Origin of the sequence: Salmonella sp. NW177 (genome assembly GCF_051811585.1) — a bacterium.
Lineage (GTDB): Bacteria > Pseudomonadota > Gammaproteobacteria > Enterobacterales > Enterobacteriaceae > Salmonella > Salmonella enterica.
In genome coordinates this window covers 1051176-1064011 of sequence record NZ_JAMMZV010000001.1, presented here as the reverse complement: position 1 = coordinate 1064011, position 12836 = coordinate 1051176, and the positions used below count along the sequence as shown (strand labels likewise).

Below are 12836 nucleotides of genomic sequence, written 5' to 3'. Positions count from 1 at the left end.
ACGGAAAAGAGCCCCTCCTTTTGGAGGGTGAAGTTCTGTTACTTCCTTTGGGAATGGGGTGCCTGTTTGCTCCCACTGTTTACGTTTGCGGTAGAATGTGGTTCTGGAGATGCCACCCAGCATCTCCTGTACGCGCTCCCGGTTTATAAGAACCGGTTGAATATTGATTGGTTGCATATTCAACTATCTCCATAAAACAAAACCCGCCGTAGCGAGTTAAGATAAAAGAAATCCCCGCGAGTGCGAGGATTGTCATTCATTGTCGATATTCACCTTTATCGCGAACACCTTTACCGGTTTATCGCCGAAGTGGGGATGTGTGATTGTCTTGATTTCATATCCGTCATACGGGACGTCAATTCTGCGGCTGGAGTCGTCGCGCTTCGGATATCCCTTTGTGATAATCAGGCGGTCATACTTACGGTTAACGAGGCGCTTTTCCCAGTAGTCATTACACAAGCGATACTCTTCCGTTTTCTCCCCGCGAATCATGGCATCGAAGTATTCACCTTTGACGGCAAGTTGCAGGTTAGCCACGGTTAACCTCCTGCGGCGGTTCTGGTAGCGGCATCCAGTGAGTTGCTTGCTCAATACCATTACCCGGCTTAATCGTTGCATCTCCGCGCCGAAAGGTGCTTCCGGTATAGCGTGCGGAGCATATTAGCGGTTCAACCAGAGAGCTATCGAAATTCACCGAAATAAGCACGTTCTGGTTCTTTTCAGGCATCCGCTCACTACAGCTTATCCAACCATCCGGAATTACCGGAGAGTTGCCAGACAGTGCGTTCTGCAATCGTTCCAGCTTAACGTATTCCTGAACCCTGTTTCCGTCGCACGCCTGAAGCCATTGCACAGCCTTTTGCGCATCAGTGTGAAAGGTACAAGTGCGACCGTCATCAAATTGCATTTCGTAGAGGTCAGCAACCTGTTTAAACTGCGTTTGTGGCAACTTGTAAGCCTGGCTTGCAGGTACGGCACCATAGAGCATGGCGGCGCGGCAGGCATTCCAGCCTCTCACCTCTGCAATAGCGGCAACAGCATCAACCGCGTACATTTTAAGAGGGTTAGGCATTGGTTTTTCTTCAGGTACTACTGGCACTGGAGGGGCGGCATAAACAGGAATAACGTCCGATTGCTCTTTATTGCTTTCATCCGTTAAAGCCCAGAATAATTTTCCAGCCGGATGTTTGAAAATATAAGCAACTGGTTCTGCTTCCAGCGATGCCAGTGCAATTCGTGCCAGTTCCATTTGTTCGCCACGGGTAAGCCCGTTTTCAAGCGGGGATTTAATGAACAATTCGATACGTTCTTTAGTGATAGTGCTCATATCACTCTCCTTTGATTCGAATGCCAGCGACGCGTGGCACATTAACTTCCACGATGCGCACAGTTGGTTTGTACATCTCAATCGCTGTCAGCCAGTCAGCGCCAGTCATGCGCTTTTCTGCATCGCCATTAGTCCACTTAACCGGTACACCAATAGCCTTCATCGCGATTTCTATTTCCCCGGCAATGGCGCTTTTCCCGCAACCAGTAAAACCAGAGACAACGACAAGAACTTCACCTTTGGCTGGTTTTATTTCCCGTGCTTCCAGTTCTGCTATGCGCTTTTCTGAGGCTTCAAGTAATGCCTGCTTATCGCGTAGCGCTTCTTCCAGTTCAGCAACATGGCATTCACTATCAATAAGGTTGTTATCTGCTGCTTCCAGCTCAACACGCAGCTTCCCTACCGTTAGCGCAATTTCCTCGTTCTCCTGGTCGCGGGATTTGATGTATTGCTGGTTCCTTTCCCGTTCATCCAGCAGTGCCAGCGCGATATCTGGCGAAAAGTGCTTCATAAAATCGTTAAGCGCATTAATTCGCTGATCGAAAGGCATTACAGGTGCTTCACCAGCAATTTTTGTTTTTTCAGCGATTTCACGAAGCTTTTGATAATCAATCTTGCTCACTGCTTGACTCCTTTACGCCACATCGCATTCAGATATTTGTTTTGATTCACTGATGGAAAAGAATTTCTCTTAAGCAATTCCTCTCTCGATGGCATTGGCTTTACGCGTTGGCGAATAATCATTTCTGCTGGAAGAATGCCGGGATTGTATGCAAGCCCTCTCATGGTAAATTCCTCTTTGTTAATTTATTCGTATGCCTGCTCTTTCTTCATCGAGTTTTTTTAGCTTGTATCGCATAGCTCTTACTGAATAAATTGATCGGCAGGTTGCAATTGCTATTTCTTCTGCGGAGAACTTACCGAAAAGTGATACTTCGGCTCTTGTCCATCGTCTTCCACGAAGTCGGCTAACAATGTCAGCGCCAATCCTTGTTGCTTTCGCCATAACTGCTTTTTCAGTCCTTTCCAGTTTTTCTGCGATAACTTCAACTGGCATTGTCGCCGCTACCTCGCGCAAGAAATCGACTTCCCATTTCTCCCATGGAGTCTTTTTCATAGGCGATACCGTTATTTGATAAGAAGTGAAGGTTTCCCAACTTTGAGTTGAGCGCCGGGGATATTTATTCCTGCTTTTAGTTGGTGTTTGATTGCCAGTTTGTCGGCTTTAATTGTCGTTTCAAACTCAACGTATTCAGGAGGAAGGGCGCTTGAGTCGATTATTTCTACAATTTCTGACGGTTTGCGGATTGTTACCTGGTGAATACCTGCTCGAATCTTTTTCTTGCCAACCATTTCAAGCGATGACGCTATATATGATTTGATGCTGTCAATCTTATTTTGGATTACTGCGGCTCGCTCATTAAGTGACTTTGCCTCTTCCTTGAGGCGTTCAGCATAACCAGATTCATTTTTAATGACGGAAAGAAGTTGCTCTATTTTATCGGTAAATTCTCCTTCCATGCCTTCTATTGTGTCAGCAATCATCTCTGGTTCTAAATCTGAATCCATCAATTTTGCGTATTCATTGGCTATTTCATACAGTTTGCTCACTGGCAACCTCCAGTTTCGCTTTGCATTCTATGTAAATGGCTTGTATGTTCTGCTGCAATTTCATTCCAGATGTCAGGCGATATGCTTCTGCAAAATATCTCTTCAAATCATCCATGTTTTCAGCCTGAGCCATTTCATCACAAAGAAGTTGTGCTTTATCCATTATTTCCTGCTGGCGTTTCCGTTCATCTTCGCGTATATCTTCCTCTGATTTGTGCGGCATAACTGGTTCCTGATGCATACCTTCATCTTCGTTAAGCAGGTGAATGGCATTATCCAGTCGCTGGGCTTTAGGCCAGTATTTGCTGGCGCGTTTAACTATTGTTTTACGCGCCATCTCTTCCCAGAATGTTTTCCACGGTCCATTCTTTGCCTTGCTCGTTGCTTCCACAGCTTTAATTTCTGCCAGACTCATTTCTTCAGTCAGGTAGTCACCATCTGCTGTTTTAACCGTGCAATAACCACCAACAATAGAGCCTCGCTCACCAAATGCGTTGTATTTGTGGGTTGGTGCTGAATCAAGGCCGTTTGATTCATAGGTGTCGTTTGAGTACACCAGTTTGCATTGCCCCCACTTAATTGATCCTGTCGACTGTGCAAGGTGAAGTAATCCCATATAGCTGATATCAAGGCAAACCATGCCGTCGCGCGGAACTAGATAAGCAAGTTTGCTGGCCGGGTTTAAGGTGATGCCGATCGCCGCAACATTGATGATGGCGTTCTGTGCGCTGGTTGGATTTGCCAGTGCCGTTTTAGCCAGGTAATCATTTTTCTGGAAATACTGAATTGCAAACTGGCTTTCCTTAGCCCATGTCACCGTCTGTTCAGTCAATGCTCCGCAGAATAACTGCTCTTGCTGTTTAACGAATTCAACGATATTGCTCATGCTGCTTCTCCAAAAATGTGTCTGCGTTTGAATATTGCGAAGGCATATTCAGCCTTAACTCTTTTGGTTATTGCATCCCAGAACCATTCAGCGGCTTTTTCCTGATAGTCACAGTCATCATCTTCCAGCCAGTCGATAGCGTCCTTAGTGTGTTCATCTGGTTTATATGAGCGAAGCATTTCGCTTATTGGTTCGCAATGTTTGCAAAGGCGATCAACTTCACTGTTAATTCGTTCATAATCATCATCGGTAAAACTTGCGATGATTTGCGTTATTTCACGCTTATCATTCAGAGTCAGAATCATCATCGTTCTCCTGTTCTTTCTGCTGATTGAGCATGTCCTGCATTAATCGGATAAAAGCATCATCTGTCCATGTGTCAGCGATGCTCATTTCTTGCGGTACCATTGAAAGTTGATTGCTGATTTCATTTCCTCGGTAGCTTGTTTCCACATGTGTCCGTCACCAAGAAAACGAGCGATAACAGCCTTGCTTTGTGCTGCAATTAACTTCTGGTGATTGATGGTTATTTGGCTTTGCATAACGCCTCCAGTTGCTTACGGACAGAGCGAATAAGGCGACGAATACGTTTTGATAATTCGGATTCAGCGGGGTAAAAAGCGGACATGACGCCGCTTCCCGCAAAGCTGAGTTGCATCATGGGAAGTTCCTTATGTTTATTTATTGGCATAGCGAAAACGCCTCGATATGAAGCGCTATTGATATACTGGCAAAAAAAAGCCGCCCTGACTGCGAGCGGCAAATAACATCAAGGGATGATTTTTCGATTAACCAGAACGAGTCGTCGTCCTCGTTTGGTTACGAGCGATATTGCTCGCAATGCGGAATCACAGAATCCGCATTAAGTGCATCACTCACACTCTACAAACTCACCATCTTTATCCAGTTGATACCATGTATTCGGCATAATACCGTTCTCGCCAACCTTGCTTGCTCGAATATGAATTAACTCGCCATCTTCATCTCGATAGCAAAGCACAATAGCTCCGCCTTCAGATGCCCTGGCTTTTCCTTCTATTCCGAGTGATGCCGCTACGGATTGCGATCCAGACACTTCCGCTGCTGACCGGTCGCCAGTGTTGGTTGCTGCTGACTGGTAGCCAGTGTTGGTTGCCGCTGACCGGTCGCCAGTGTTGGTTGCTGCTGACCGGTCGCCAGTGTTGGTTGCTGCTGACTGGTAGCCAGTGTTGGTTGCCGCTGACCGGTTGCCAGTGTTGGTTGCTGCTGACTGGTAGCCAGTGTTGGTTGCCGCTGACCGGTTGCCACACATGATCTGCTGCTCAAGAGACTTATCTATCTTGCTCCAAATCCATTCGATACCACGTTGAATGAACTGAGGAAGCGTTAACTCATCCTTAATTGTGATACTGGAACTGGCTATTTTAGTGTCACCTCCTTCTTCACTGTCTGTAATACCAAAAGATATTGTTTCCGCATAGCGGCTTTCTGCCGGCGGATAATAACTGAAAACATCGAAAGGACATTCACAGGCGTGAAATCCAGAACCGCAAGCCTCTACTTTTCCATCGTGATGGAAGGTTTCACCGATTGCAAACTGAAAGCCACGGCACTTTAGGTCTTTGTTAAATCCCTTGAATGTCACAATTTCTTTGGTCATGTTGTTATTCCTTAAATTTTGGCAATAAAAAAGGCCGCATTGCGACCTGATTAGATGAGATGATTTCTTCCTGAATAATTATCTAGCGGTAATTTGCCCACACTTACGATGACCAGCCGCGTAAAGTGCTACGTCTGGCAAACATACACCGGTTTCTGGTGGCTTATGACCAAACTCATTTGCGTACACAATGGCTGCCCGCTCCAGATTGCGTCTGTATTCTTCCAGTTGCCAGAATGCATCTTTCGCCATGAACTGAAGTGATTTTGCGTCTTCAATACGTTTTGGCGTTTCATGTTTTCCTTTGGCCTGAATCTGTACACGGCTAAGGGTGGGGCGGTGTAATACTTCTGAACTGGCTGTAGTCTCATTCTGAAGCGCAGCGCGACGTTCGCGGCGACGACCTGATGCTGAACCATTGAAAACTGTTCTGCGTGTCATAGTGACCTCCTGATGAACTTTGGTGAAAGCGCCGGGACCTGTTTCAATTCCCGGATTTCAAGTCGCTTCTCAGTCCGGCCCGATTTATTACTAGGCCTAAGCTCCACGACACGCTTTCCCAAAGCTCACTTTGGTCGTTCCGGCTTTTCAGCCGCGTAGATTCATCACTGAATCGTTGTATGTCCACCGTCCTGGTGAGTAGTGCGTCCTGTTGATGTGATAAAGATAACTTAGGTTATTGAGTTGGTCAATAACTTAATTTATATTTATGTGATATTTGTTATAAATATAAGATAACAAAAGGAATTTATTTTTAATAATCCTCTATGCCATACTGTTCTGAACAAAAAATGAGCGAGGTATCAGTGTGAAAAACGAGGAACTGGCGCAGTTGCGCTATCAGGAAATGTGCAGGATTGTCGGTGATGTCGTTTTTGCTATGGTTGCGGAGGGGCATGAGACTAAGCGAGTGGCTATAACTGACGTGATACGAACTGAGTTAGCGAAGGGGCTGGACAAGTGGGATATTGACCAGATTCAGGTTATGGAACTAGCGGTGAAGCTACTGGAAGAGTAGGTATCTGGGTGGTGACAAAGTGGCGGGCAAATGGATGAAATAGCGATGCGTTGGCATAATTATCAATGAGTTACGTTGACGGGCGAATGGTTGACGTAGGGATCGGCAGGAAAAGTAAACCCGGCGCGGTGGCCGGGTTACTTATGCAGCTAATTTTGGAAGCCATAAACTTCTGCTTTCGAATGGAAGAACTTGGCTTACGTCGTTGAACAGCAGTATCAGTTGCTGCATTTGCGAGCCGATAGATTCATTGTCAATAACTACGTATCGATTGTTAACAGCGTTGTTGGCCTGATAAAGATCCATCAGCTTTCCAAGCAATGAATATGCGCTGTTCCATGATCCACCTTCTTTAATGCTTGAGGTAAATATGTATTTGGGCATTGCGGTTTTAATGGTAACAGGTATGACAATATTGTGACCACTCATGCCACTGACTTCCTCTCGAAGGGACATTAAATTTGATAGTGAACTTTTTGAGATGAAATCAATCACTTCAGCTTCAAATCTTTTAGATTGGTTAGATGAATACCAATCGATGGACATAGCTGAAGCAAGAATACCAGCCCTAATAACATCTGATGTTACCTTTCCAAGCTCACCTTCATCATGAGCCCACTTAAGAATTTCGCCTCTTTCATTTAGCTCAGCGCCTTCTCGCGCGAGTGCCTGCCTGATCACATCAAGGCGACTTTGGTTAAGTGAAATTCCACGAGCCTCCATGTTCATAAGTGCGTCGCATCGATCAGTTACTTTGAAACTCCCATTAATATGCTGTACGAATGCGCCAACATGCTCCCCATCGTCACAATAGGGAAACGGACTGATTATTCTCAAGGACTCTTCACCTATGGGTAGGCATTCATAGCCGAGTCTGGAAATTATCGTTGAGCACATCATAGCAATGGAATTTGTCCCGAATCTTCTTGGGTCGGCAAAGGCAGTATTCCTTTGCATGTAACATTCAGTTTATAGCAGAAAAAGCGCCAGTGTCCTAACAAGTCATCCGGGGCTATCTTCTCGCGTATGATCAGACCTATTTCATACGGCAACGCTGATTCAAAGTAAAGGTGATAATGTGGGCCAAGAATGCTTTCAGCATAGTCAGGATGGCATACCCGGACTCTGTTAGTATGTCTATCATTTGGGTAAGAGTCCACACCAAAAATTCTTCGACCAAAGTAAAGCGCCACCATCTGAATTTTAGGGGAATCTCCGTATTCATCAGCTGGTCGCCACTGTAAAACAAACTTTAGGCCAGGCAAAGGTGAGCCATCCTCATAAGGTGTGATAGCCGTTTGTAACCACATCGGTGACCTGCCAGGTGGCGGCTTCTTACCCCATTTTATGCTGCTAACATCCACTATTTTCTTGGAGTTTATGACGCGATCAACATCCGACTGTAACAGAGGACTCTCGTTTTTCTTTGCCACTAGATATCCGTTTGCCTTTCTATGTTAGCCCATTGAATTAGTTAACAGAACCCAATCTTCTTGAATATCACCCAAACATCGCTTCAGTCCATCATCACCCGAATATCTCATCAGGCCACTGGCTACCAGCTATGAGATGACCAGAACACTCTTCCAATGACTCTTACGTTTTTGTGGAAGTCTTCTCTCTCCAGCACTTCATCAGGGTATTCCTCGCGATTTATCGATCTGATTATTACTGATGTTGGAGTAGCTATCAGTGTCTTTACTCGCAGCAGATCAGATTGACAAATTGCGTAGGTCTTGCCATCGCGTATGGTTGTGTCCTGCGTGTTTACCCCAACAACATCTCCATCGTTTAAAGTTGGCTCCATGCTTTGACCGCTTACCCGAACTAATTTTGCAGCGCTCTCTGGAACGCCCATTTTTTTGAGGTAATATCGACGGAATACCAAAGCAAAATCTGAAGACTCTTCCAACTCGCAACTCCCATTCCCGGCAGAAAGAGAAACATTTAATAAAGGGATTTCAACAAACTCCTCAGAGTCCCTGTTCATATCCTCCCAAATAGTAGCCTTAAGGGAAGATTCTCGGATATTTGATGGTTCTGGTCCTTCTGGATATCTCATATCACCAACCCCTGAGCTTAACCATTCAGGGCGTACTTTTAAGGCATTAGCTAACTCAACCATCTTTCTTGTCCCATTGGTTTTGCCTGAGGACATTTTTTGGATAGCTGGTTGCGATATTCCTACCTTTTCTGCCAACTGAGCTTGCGATAGCCCAGATGCAGACATGGCGGCGTTAAGTCTGTCAGCAAAAGTTTTCATATGCATAATCTATAACCGTGGTTATCAAAAGTAAAATAACAATGCTTATGGACAATCTTCATAACTTGAGTTATCTTTAGGTTCATCCAATAACCACGAGAGGCAAATTTATGAATTTAGTTATTCAGCGAGCCTTAAATATCGTCGGAAGCCAAAAGCGGTTAGCCGATGAATGTGGTGTAACGCAGCCAGCAGTTCATAAATGGCTTAAAGGTGGGATGGTATCTCCTGAGAAGGTATCCGCCATTGTTAACGCCACTGGTGGGCAGATCAAGGCATATGAGATACGCCCTGACCTACCACACTTGTTTCCTCATCCGAATCAGGCCGCGTAAGTAACACCACTCACAACGGACATTCGTCCTACGTCGCTGAAAAGCGAACTCCAGATAACAAATCAACCACAGGTTTATGCGCCAGTGCGCATAGCCACAACTAACTATTAACTACAGGAAATACTAAGTAATGGAACTCACAAGCACTCGCAAGAAAGCCAACGCAATTACCAGCAGCATTCTGAACCGGATAGCTATTCGTGGTCAGCGGAAAGTCGCTGATGCGTTAGGCATTAACGAATCTCAAATTTCACGATGGAAAGGCGATTTCATTCCGAAGATGGGGATGTTATTGGCGGTTCTGGAGTGGGGTGTCGAGGATGAGGAGTTGGCAGAACTGGCAAAGAAAGTTGCGCATCTGCTGACAAAAGAAAAAGCCCCGAAGAACGGCGAATTCTTCGAGGCCTGATGTAGAAAGACTGGATCAATCCACAGGAGTAATTATGCCAAAACGTAGTAAGAAATACCAGGAAAAAGAAGAGATTCGACACCCTGATTCACCTGAGGGATTAGTGGTAGCAGCAGCAAATAACAGGGCGTTCGCAGAGCGCTTTGTTGGTGTTTACAGACTAGCCAAAGCAGGAGTGAGACATGGGCGTCGTTAAGTTAGCAGACTACAGACCGTTAGAGCCGGTCGTGGAGCGTAATGTGGCAGATCTCGATGATGGTTACGCCAGACTATCAAATATGCTGCTTGAAGCTTATTCAGGCGCAGATCTGACCAAGCGACATTTTAAAGTGCTGCTTGCCATTCTGCGTAAAACCTATGGGTGGAATAAACCAATGGACAGAATCACAGATTCTCAACTTAGCGAGATTACAAAGTTACCCGTCAAACGGTGCAATGAAGCCAAGTTAGAACTCGTCAGAATGAATATTATCAAGCAGCAAGGCGGCATGTTTGGACCAAATAAAAACATATCAGAATGGCGCATCCCTCAAAATGAGGGAAAATCCCCTAAAACGAGGGATAAAACATCCCTCAAATTGAGGGAGTGCTATCCCTCAAAACAGGGGGACACAAAAGACACTATTCAAAAGAAAGAAATACAAGATAAAAACATTATGTCCGAAAGTGTTCGGACGAAGTGTGAAAAATCATCTGGCCATCACGAAGAAACCGACAAGGCATTCGAGGAAATTTTCTGGTGTGCTGGAATGCGGAAAGCCGGGAAGAAAAACGCAGCTTCGGCATTCAGAACACAGTTCAGGGAGTGGCGTAAAACCACCAGGGGGACGGCAAGCGAGTTTGCCACAATGCTGGCAGAAGATATCGCGTGCAGGAACGGTAAGCAGTTCGGATTCGACAGGTTGTTACCATCGAGCTACCTGAACGGTCAACGCTGGAACGACGAGAAGCCAGAAACCATTCAACCACAATCCAAACCATCATCCGCAATCACCGTATCGAAAACTGGCTACGTGTTTTTCGACAGGTGAACCATGAAATCAAAAATCAAATCGCTACTGGTCGCTGGTTATAACCACGGCTGGTTAAGTATTTCGTTTGTCGATTTCTGGTTTAAAAATCTCAATCTGAGGGAATTATGACACCGAGTGAACTCAGCGACCTGCTTTGGGCGCAGGTTGACAGGGTGGCTCCTCACCTGTTGCCAAACGGCAAGAAAGAGGGGCATGAGTGGGTTGCTGGCAACGTCAACGGCGACAAGGGGAACAGCCTTAAGGTCAACCTTAGCGGCAAGAAAAAATGGGCTGATTTCGCTGAGGGCGACGGCGGTGACATGCTTGATTTGTGGATGGCCTGTCGGGGAATAAATCTGCATCAGGCTATGCAGGAGGCAAAGGCATTTCTCGGTATCAAGGATGATGATCACCATTTCGACGCCAGACGTGAGAAGAAATTTTCCAGACCTGACCGCAAGAAAATCGTCCGTTACGTTACCAGAACAGAATCCCATCTTGAGTACCTGCAATCGCGTGGCATATCTCCAGAAGTCGTAAAGCGGTACGAGGTTGTCAGCGGCAAGGTGTGGAATGGAGAGCGAGAACTGGATGCTTTGGTGCTTCCGTACAAACGCGATGGTGAGTTGTTGCAGGTCAAGAGAATCAGCACCGAACGTCCGGACGGGAAGAAAGTCATCATGGCAGAAGGTGACTGTGAACCCTGTCTGTTCGGATGGCAGGCTCTCGATGCTGGCGTGAGGGCGGTTGTGCTTTGCGAAGGCGAAATTGATTGCATGAGCTATGCGCAATACGGAATTCCGGCGCTATCTGTCCCGTTCGGTGGCGGGAAAGGCGCTAAACAACAGTGGATTGAGTTTGAATACCATAACCTAGACAGGTTTGAGGAAATATTCATTTCGATGGATGTTGATGATGTAGGTCGCGAAGCTGCAAGGGAAATCGCAAGCCGACTGGGTGAACATCGCTGTCGTCTGGTTACACTGCCACACAAAGATATCAACGAATGCCTGATGAACGGCGTCACCGAGGATGAAATCTGGCAGTACATCGGGACAGCGTCATATTTCGACCCCGAAGAGCTTTACAGCGCCCGTGAGTTTTATCAGGACACCATCAATGCTTTCTACGGCAAGCAGCAGTATCTGTTTAACCCACCGTGGGAAACGCTGGCTTACAACTTCCAGTTCCGCGAGGCGGAGTTAACTCTTGTCAATGGCGTGAACGGTCATGGGAAAACGGAGGTTGTCGGGCATATGGCACTTGAGGCCATGAGACAGGGGGTAAAAACATGCGTCGCCTCGCTTGAACTGAAGCCCGGGATTCTGCTTAAACGCCTGACACGGCAGTCTACATGTTGCAAAATGCCACCAGTTCTGGAAATAGAATCAGCATTTAAGTTTTACGATGACCGGCTATGGTTATTTGGCCTTACAGGTACAGCCAAGGCTGAACGCCTGATTGAAATCTTCACATACGCCAGAAGACGCTACGGCATCCAGTTATTCATCATCGACAGCCTCATGAAGTGCGGTATTGGCGATGACGATTACAACGGGCAAAAGGCGTTTGTTGACGCGCTGTGCGACTTCAAGAATAAAACAAACTCTCACATTATCCTCGTCACTCACTCCAGAAAGGGAGACAGCGAGGAGAAACCTACCGGAAAGATGGACGTAAAAGGCTCAGGAGCGATTACAGACCTGACAGATAACCTGTTTATCATCTGGCGCAATAAAGCTCGCGAGAGAGCGTTACAGCGCGTTCAGGCTGGCGAGCAAATTAACGAGAAAGACCAGCAACTTCTTGCTGCGCCCGCATCTGTTTTAATGCTTGAGAAGCAGCGAAACGGGGAAGGGTGGGAAGGCGGTGTGCCGTTATTTCTTGACGAGCAGTCTCACCAGTTCCTGCAAATGGAAGGTGCGTCACCATACAACTACATAGCTAACATGCCGAAGTCGGAGTATGACGAAGTGTGGAGGCAGGAGAATGTTACGGAGTACTGAATGAACAACCAAATAATACCTGAAATGCTTTTGAATCCCCGCTTCATTGCTGTTTTGAACAGATGTATCGACGAAGAAGAGCTCATTATGCAATTTGAAAGGTTGTCAGGTGTCACTCTACCACCAAAGGGGCAACATCCAATAGAGCTGATGGTTGATAAAGCGACAGGATTTTCTGATGAGCAGTGGAAACGGTTTTTTGAGGCATTTATCCCGTTCGTCTATGAGTTTATATGGCTCACATGGAGAGACCGTGACAATGAGGAGTGCTGGCAATGACCATCTACATCACTGAGCTAGTAACAGGCCTGCTGGTAATCGCAGGCCTT

22 protein-coding genes are annotated in these 12836 nt (G+C 46.2%); 7 read left to right on the top strand and 15 right to left on the bottom strand.

Going from position 1 to position 12836, the window contains the following annotated elements; translation table 11 throughout:
• Positions 1-252: 252 nt before the first annotated feature.
• The 12 genes from NA986_RS05585 to NA986_RS05530 form a co-directional block, all read right to left on the bottom strand.
• Positions 253-537, bottom strand: a complete 285-nt coding sequence (locus NA986_RS05585) for an ASCH domain-containing protein (protein ID WP_198910058.1) — start codon at positions 535-537, stop codon at positions 253-255.
• Positions 530-1327 carry a DUF551 domain-containing protein gene (locus NA986_RS05580; protein WP_072832971.1) on the bottom strand — a complete coding sequence of 266 codons (798 nt, stop codon included), beginning with the start codon at positions 1325-1327 and terminating at the stop codon, positions 530-532. The genes NA986_RS05585 and NA986_RS05580 overlap by 8 nt, the downstream gene beginning before the upstream one ends.
• Position 1328: 1 nt before the next feature.
• Positions 1329-1949: an ead/Ea22-like family protein gene (locus NA986_RS05575; protein WP_072832970.1), complete on the bottom strand. Its 621-nt coding sequence runs from the start codon at positions 1947-1949 to the stop codon at positions 1329-1331.
• Positions 1946-2113 carry a DUF2737 family protein gene (locus tag NA986_RS05570; RefSeq protein ID WP_198910059.1) on the bottom strand — a complete coding sequence of 56 codons (168 nt, stop codon included), beginning with the start codon at positions 2111-2113 and terminating at the stop codon, positions 1946-1948. The genes NA986_RS05575 and NA986_RS05570 overlap by 4 nt, the downstream gene beginning before the upstream one ends.
• 16 nt (positions 2114-2129) lie before the next feature.
• Positions 2130-2444: a hypothetical protein gene (locus NA986_RS05565; RefSeq protein WP_000753555.1), complete on the bottom strand. Its 315-nt coding sequence runs from the start codon at positions 2442-2444 to the stop codon at positions 2130-2132.
• Between the two features lie 11 nt (positions 2445-2455).
• A complete protein-coding gene (locus NA986_RS05560) occupies positions 2456-2938 on the bottom strand; it encodes a siphovirus Gp157 family protein (RefSeq protein ID WP_021511837.1) in 483 nt (160 codons plus the stop codon).
• On the bottom strand, positions 2922-3824 hold the full coding sequence (locus NA986_RS05555) for a RecT family recombinase (RefSeq protein WP_198910060.1): 903 nt from the start codon (positions 3822-3824) through the stop codon (positions 2922-2924). The genes NA986_RS05560 and NA986_RS05555 overlap by 17 nt, the downstream gene beginning before the upstream one ends.
• Positions 3821-4129: a hypothetical protein gene (locus tag NA986_RS05550; protein ID WP_198910072.1), complete on the bottom strand. Its 309-nt coding sequence runs from the start codon at positions 4127-4129 to the stop codon at positions 3821-3823. Before NA986_RS05550 ends, NA986_RS05555 begins: the two co-directional genes overlap by 4 nt.
• An 84-nt stretch (positions 4130-4213) precedes the next feature.
• A complete protein-coding gene (gene kil, locus NA986_RS05545) occupies positions 4214-4366 on the bottom strand; it encodes a host cell division inhibitory peptide Kil (protein ID WP_111771753.1) in 153 nt (50 codons plus the stop codon).
• Positions 4351-4485 (bottom strand): hypothetical protein, encoded by a 135-nt coding sequence (locus NA986_RS05540; RefSeq protein ID WP_000983400.1) that lies wholly within the window; start codon positions 4483-4485, stop codon positions 4351-4353. Before NA986_RS05540 ends, kil begins: the two co-directional genes overlap by 16 nt.
• A gap of 210 nt (positions 4486-4695) precedes the next feature.
• A complete protein-coding gene (locus NA986_RS05535; protein WP_395237145.1) occupies positions 4696-5463 on the bottom strand; it encodes a DUF7666 domain-containing protein in 768 nt (255 codons plus the stop codon).
• Positions 5464-5541: 78 nt separating this feature from the next.
• On the bottom strand, positions 5542-5904 hold the full coding sequence (locus tag NA986_RS05530; RefSeq protein ID WP_198910062.1) for an antitermination protein: 363 nt from the start codon (positions 5902-5904) through the stop codon (positions 5542-5544).
• A 367-nt stretch (positions 5905-6271) separates the two neighbouring features.
• Here NA986_RS05530 and fumD point away from each other — a divergent pair, with 367 nt between their 5' ends.
• Positions 6272-6481 carry a fumarate hydratase FumD gene (gene fumD / locus NA986_RS05525; protein WP_198910063.1) on the top strand — a complete coding sequence of 70 codons (210 nt, stop codon included), beginning with the start codon at positions 6272-6274 and terminating at the stop codon, positions 6479-6481.
• A 141-nt stretch (positions 6482-6622) separates the two neighbouring features.
• On the opposite strand, the gene NA986_RS05520 is transcribed toward fumD, so the two are convergent.
• From NA986_RS05520 to NA986_RS05510, 3 genes are all read right to left on the bottom strand, one after another.
• Positions 6623-7381 (bottom strand): DUF1828 domain-containing protein, encoded by a 759-nt coding sequence (locus tag NA986_RS05520; RefSeq protein ID WP_031608838.1) that lies wholly within the window; start codon positions 7379-7381, stop codon positions 6623-6625.
• Complete coding sequence (locus NA986_RS05515) at positions 7378-7914, bottom strand: hypothetical protein (RefSeq protein ID WP_024140157.1); 537 nt, start codon at positions 7912-7914, stop codon at positions 7378-7380. Before NA986_RS05515 ends, NA986_RS05520 begins: the two co-directional genes overlap by 4 nt.
• A gap of 122 nt (positions 7915-8036) precedes the next feature.
• A complete protein-coding gene (locus NA986_RS05510) occupies positions 8037-8744 on the bottom strand; it encodes an XRE family transcriptional regulator (protein ID WP_024142240.1) in 708 nt (235 codons plus the stop codon).
• A 110-nt stretch (positions 8745-8854) separates the two neighbouring features.
• Here NA986_RS05510 and NA986_RS05505 point away from each other — a divergent pair, with 110 nt between their 5' ends.
• From NA986_RS05505 to NA986_RS05480, 6 genes are all read left to right on the top strand, one after another.
• Positions 8855-9079, top strand: coding sequence for a transcriptional regulator (locus NA986_RS05505; RefSeq protein WP_024142239.1), 225 nt, complete (start codon positions 8855-8857; stop codon positions 9077-9079).
• Positions 9080-9209: 130 nt separating this feature from the next.
• Positions 9210-9488, top strand: coding sequence for a lambda phage CII family protein (locus NA986_RS05500; protein WP_000424166.1), 279 nt, complete (start codon positions 9210-9212; stop codon positions 9486-9488).
• Between the two features lie 34 nt (positions 9489-9522).
• Positions 9523-9684 carry a hypothetical protein gene (locus tag NA986_RS05495; RefSeq protein WP_023972188.1) on the top strand — a complete coding sequence of 54 codons (162 nt, stop codon included), beginning with the start codon at positions 9523-9525 and terminating at the stop codon, positions 9682-9684.
• On the top strand, positions 9671-10519 hold the full coding sequence (locus NA986_RS05490; RefSeq protein WP_023233620.1) for a replication protein: 849 nt from the start codon (positions 9671-9673) through the stop codon (positions 10517-10519). The genes NA986_RS05495 and NA986_RS05490 overlap by 14 nt, the downstream gene beginning before the upstream one ends.
• 107 nt (positions 10520-10626) lie before the next feature.
• Positions 10627-12507, top strand: a complete 1881-nt coding sequence (locus NA986_RS05485) for a toprim domain-containing protein (protein WP_198910064.1) — start codon at positions 10627-10629, stop codon at positions 12505-12507.
• Positions 12508-12786 carry a hypothetical protein gene (locus tag NA986_RS05480; protein ID WP_198910065.1) on the top strand — a complete coding sequence of 93 codons (279 nt, stop codon included), beginning with the start codon at positions 12508-12510 and terminating at the stop codon, positions 12784-12786.
• The last annotated feature ends 50 nt before the right edge of the window (positions 12787-12836 follow it).

What these genes read in the sequence shown, in the direction of transcription:
- NA986_RS05510 (WP_024142240.1), bottom strand. Translation starts at nt 8,744, where the DNA reads ATGAAAACTTTTGCTGACAGACTTAACGCCGCCATGTCTGCATCTGGG.
- NA986_RS05550 (WP_198910072.1), bottom strand. Translation starts at nt 4,129, where the DNA reads ATGATTCTGACTCTGAATGATAAGCGTGAAATAACGCAAATCATCGCA.
- NA986_RS05485 (WP_198910064.1), top strand. Translation starts at nt 10,627, where the DNA reads ATGACACCGAGTGAACTCAGCGACCTGCTTTGGGCGCAGGTTGACAGG.
- kil (WP_111771753.1), bottom strand. Translation starts at nt 4,366, where the DNA reads ATGCAAAGCCAAATAACCATCAATCACCAGAAGTTAATTGCAGCACAA.
- NA986_RS05535 (WP_395237145.1), bottom strand. Translation starts at nt 5,463, where the DNA reads ATGACCAAAGAAATTGTGACATTCAAGGGATTTAACAAAGACCTAAAG.
- NA986_RS05520 (WP_031608838.1), bottom strand. Translation starts at nt 7,381, where the DNA reads ATGATGTGCTCAACGATAATTTCCAGACTCGGCTATGAATGCCTACCC.
- NA986_RS05570 (WP_198910059.1), bottom strand. Translation starts at nt 2,113, where the DNA reads ATGAGAGGGCTTGCATACAATCCCGGCATTCTTCCAGCAGAAATGATT.
- NA986_RS05580 (WP_072832971.1), bottom strand. Translation starts at nt 1,327, where the DNA reads ATGAGCACTATCACTAAAGAACGTATCGAATTGTTCATTAAATCCCCG.
- NA986_RS05565 (WP_000753555.1), bottom strand. Translation starts at nt 2,444, where the DNA reads ATGAAAAAGACTCCATGGGAGAAATGGGAAGTCGATTTCTTGCGCGAG.
- NA986_RS05540 (WP_000983400.1), bottom strand. Translation starts at nt 4,485, where the DNA reads ATGATGCAACTCAGCTTTGCGGGAAGCGGCGTCATGTCCGCTTTTTAC.
- NA986_RS05555 (WP_198910060.1), bottom strand. Translation starts at nt 3,824, where the DNA reads ATGAGCAATATCGTTGAATTCGTTAAACAGCAAGAGCAGTTATTCTGC.
- NA986_RS05490 (WP_023233620.1), top strand. Translation starts at nt 9,671, where the DNA reads ATGGGCGTCGTTAAGTTAGCAGACTACAGACCGTTAGAGCCGGTCGTG.
- NA986_RS05530 (WP_198910062.1), bottom strand. Translation starts at nt 5,904, where the DNA reads ATGACACGCAGAACAGTTTTCAATGGTTCAGCATCAGGTCGTCGCCGC.
- NA986_RS05505 (WP_024142239.1), top strand. Translation starts at nt 8,855, where the DNA reads ATGAATTTAGTTATTCAGCGAGCCTTAAATATCGTCGGAAGCCAAAAG.
- NA986_RS05495 (WP_023972188.1), top strand. Translation starts at nt 9,523, where the DNA reads ATGCCAAAACGTAGTAAGAAATACCAGGAAAAAGAAGAGATTCGACAC.
- NA986_RS05500 (WP_000424166.1), top strand. Translation starts at nt 9,210, where the DNA reads ATGGAACTCACAAGCACTCGCAAGAAAGCCAACGCAATTACCAGCAGC.
- NA986_RS05480 (WP_198910065.1), top strand. Translation starts at nt 12,508, where the DNA reads ATGAACAACCAAATAATACCTGAAATGCTTTTGAATCCCCGCTTCATT.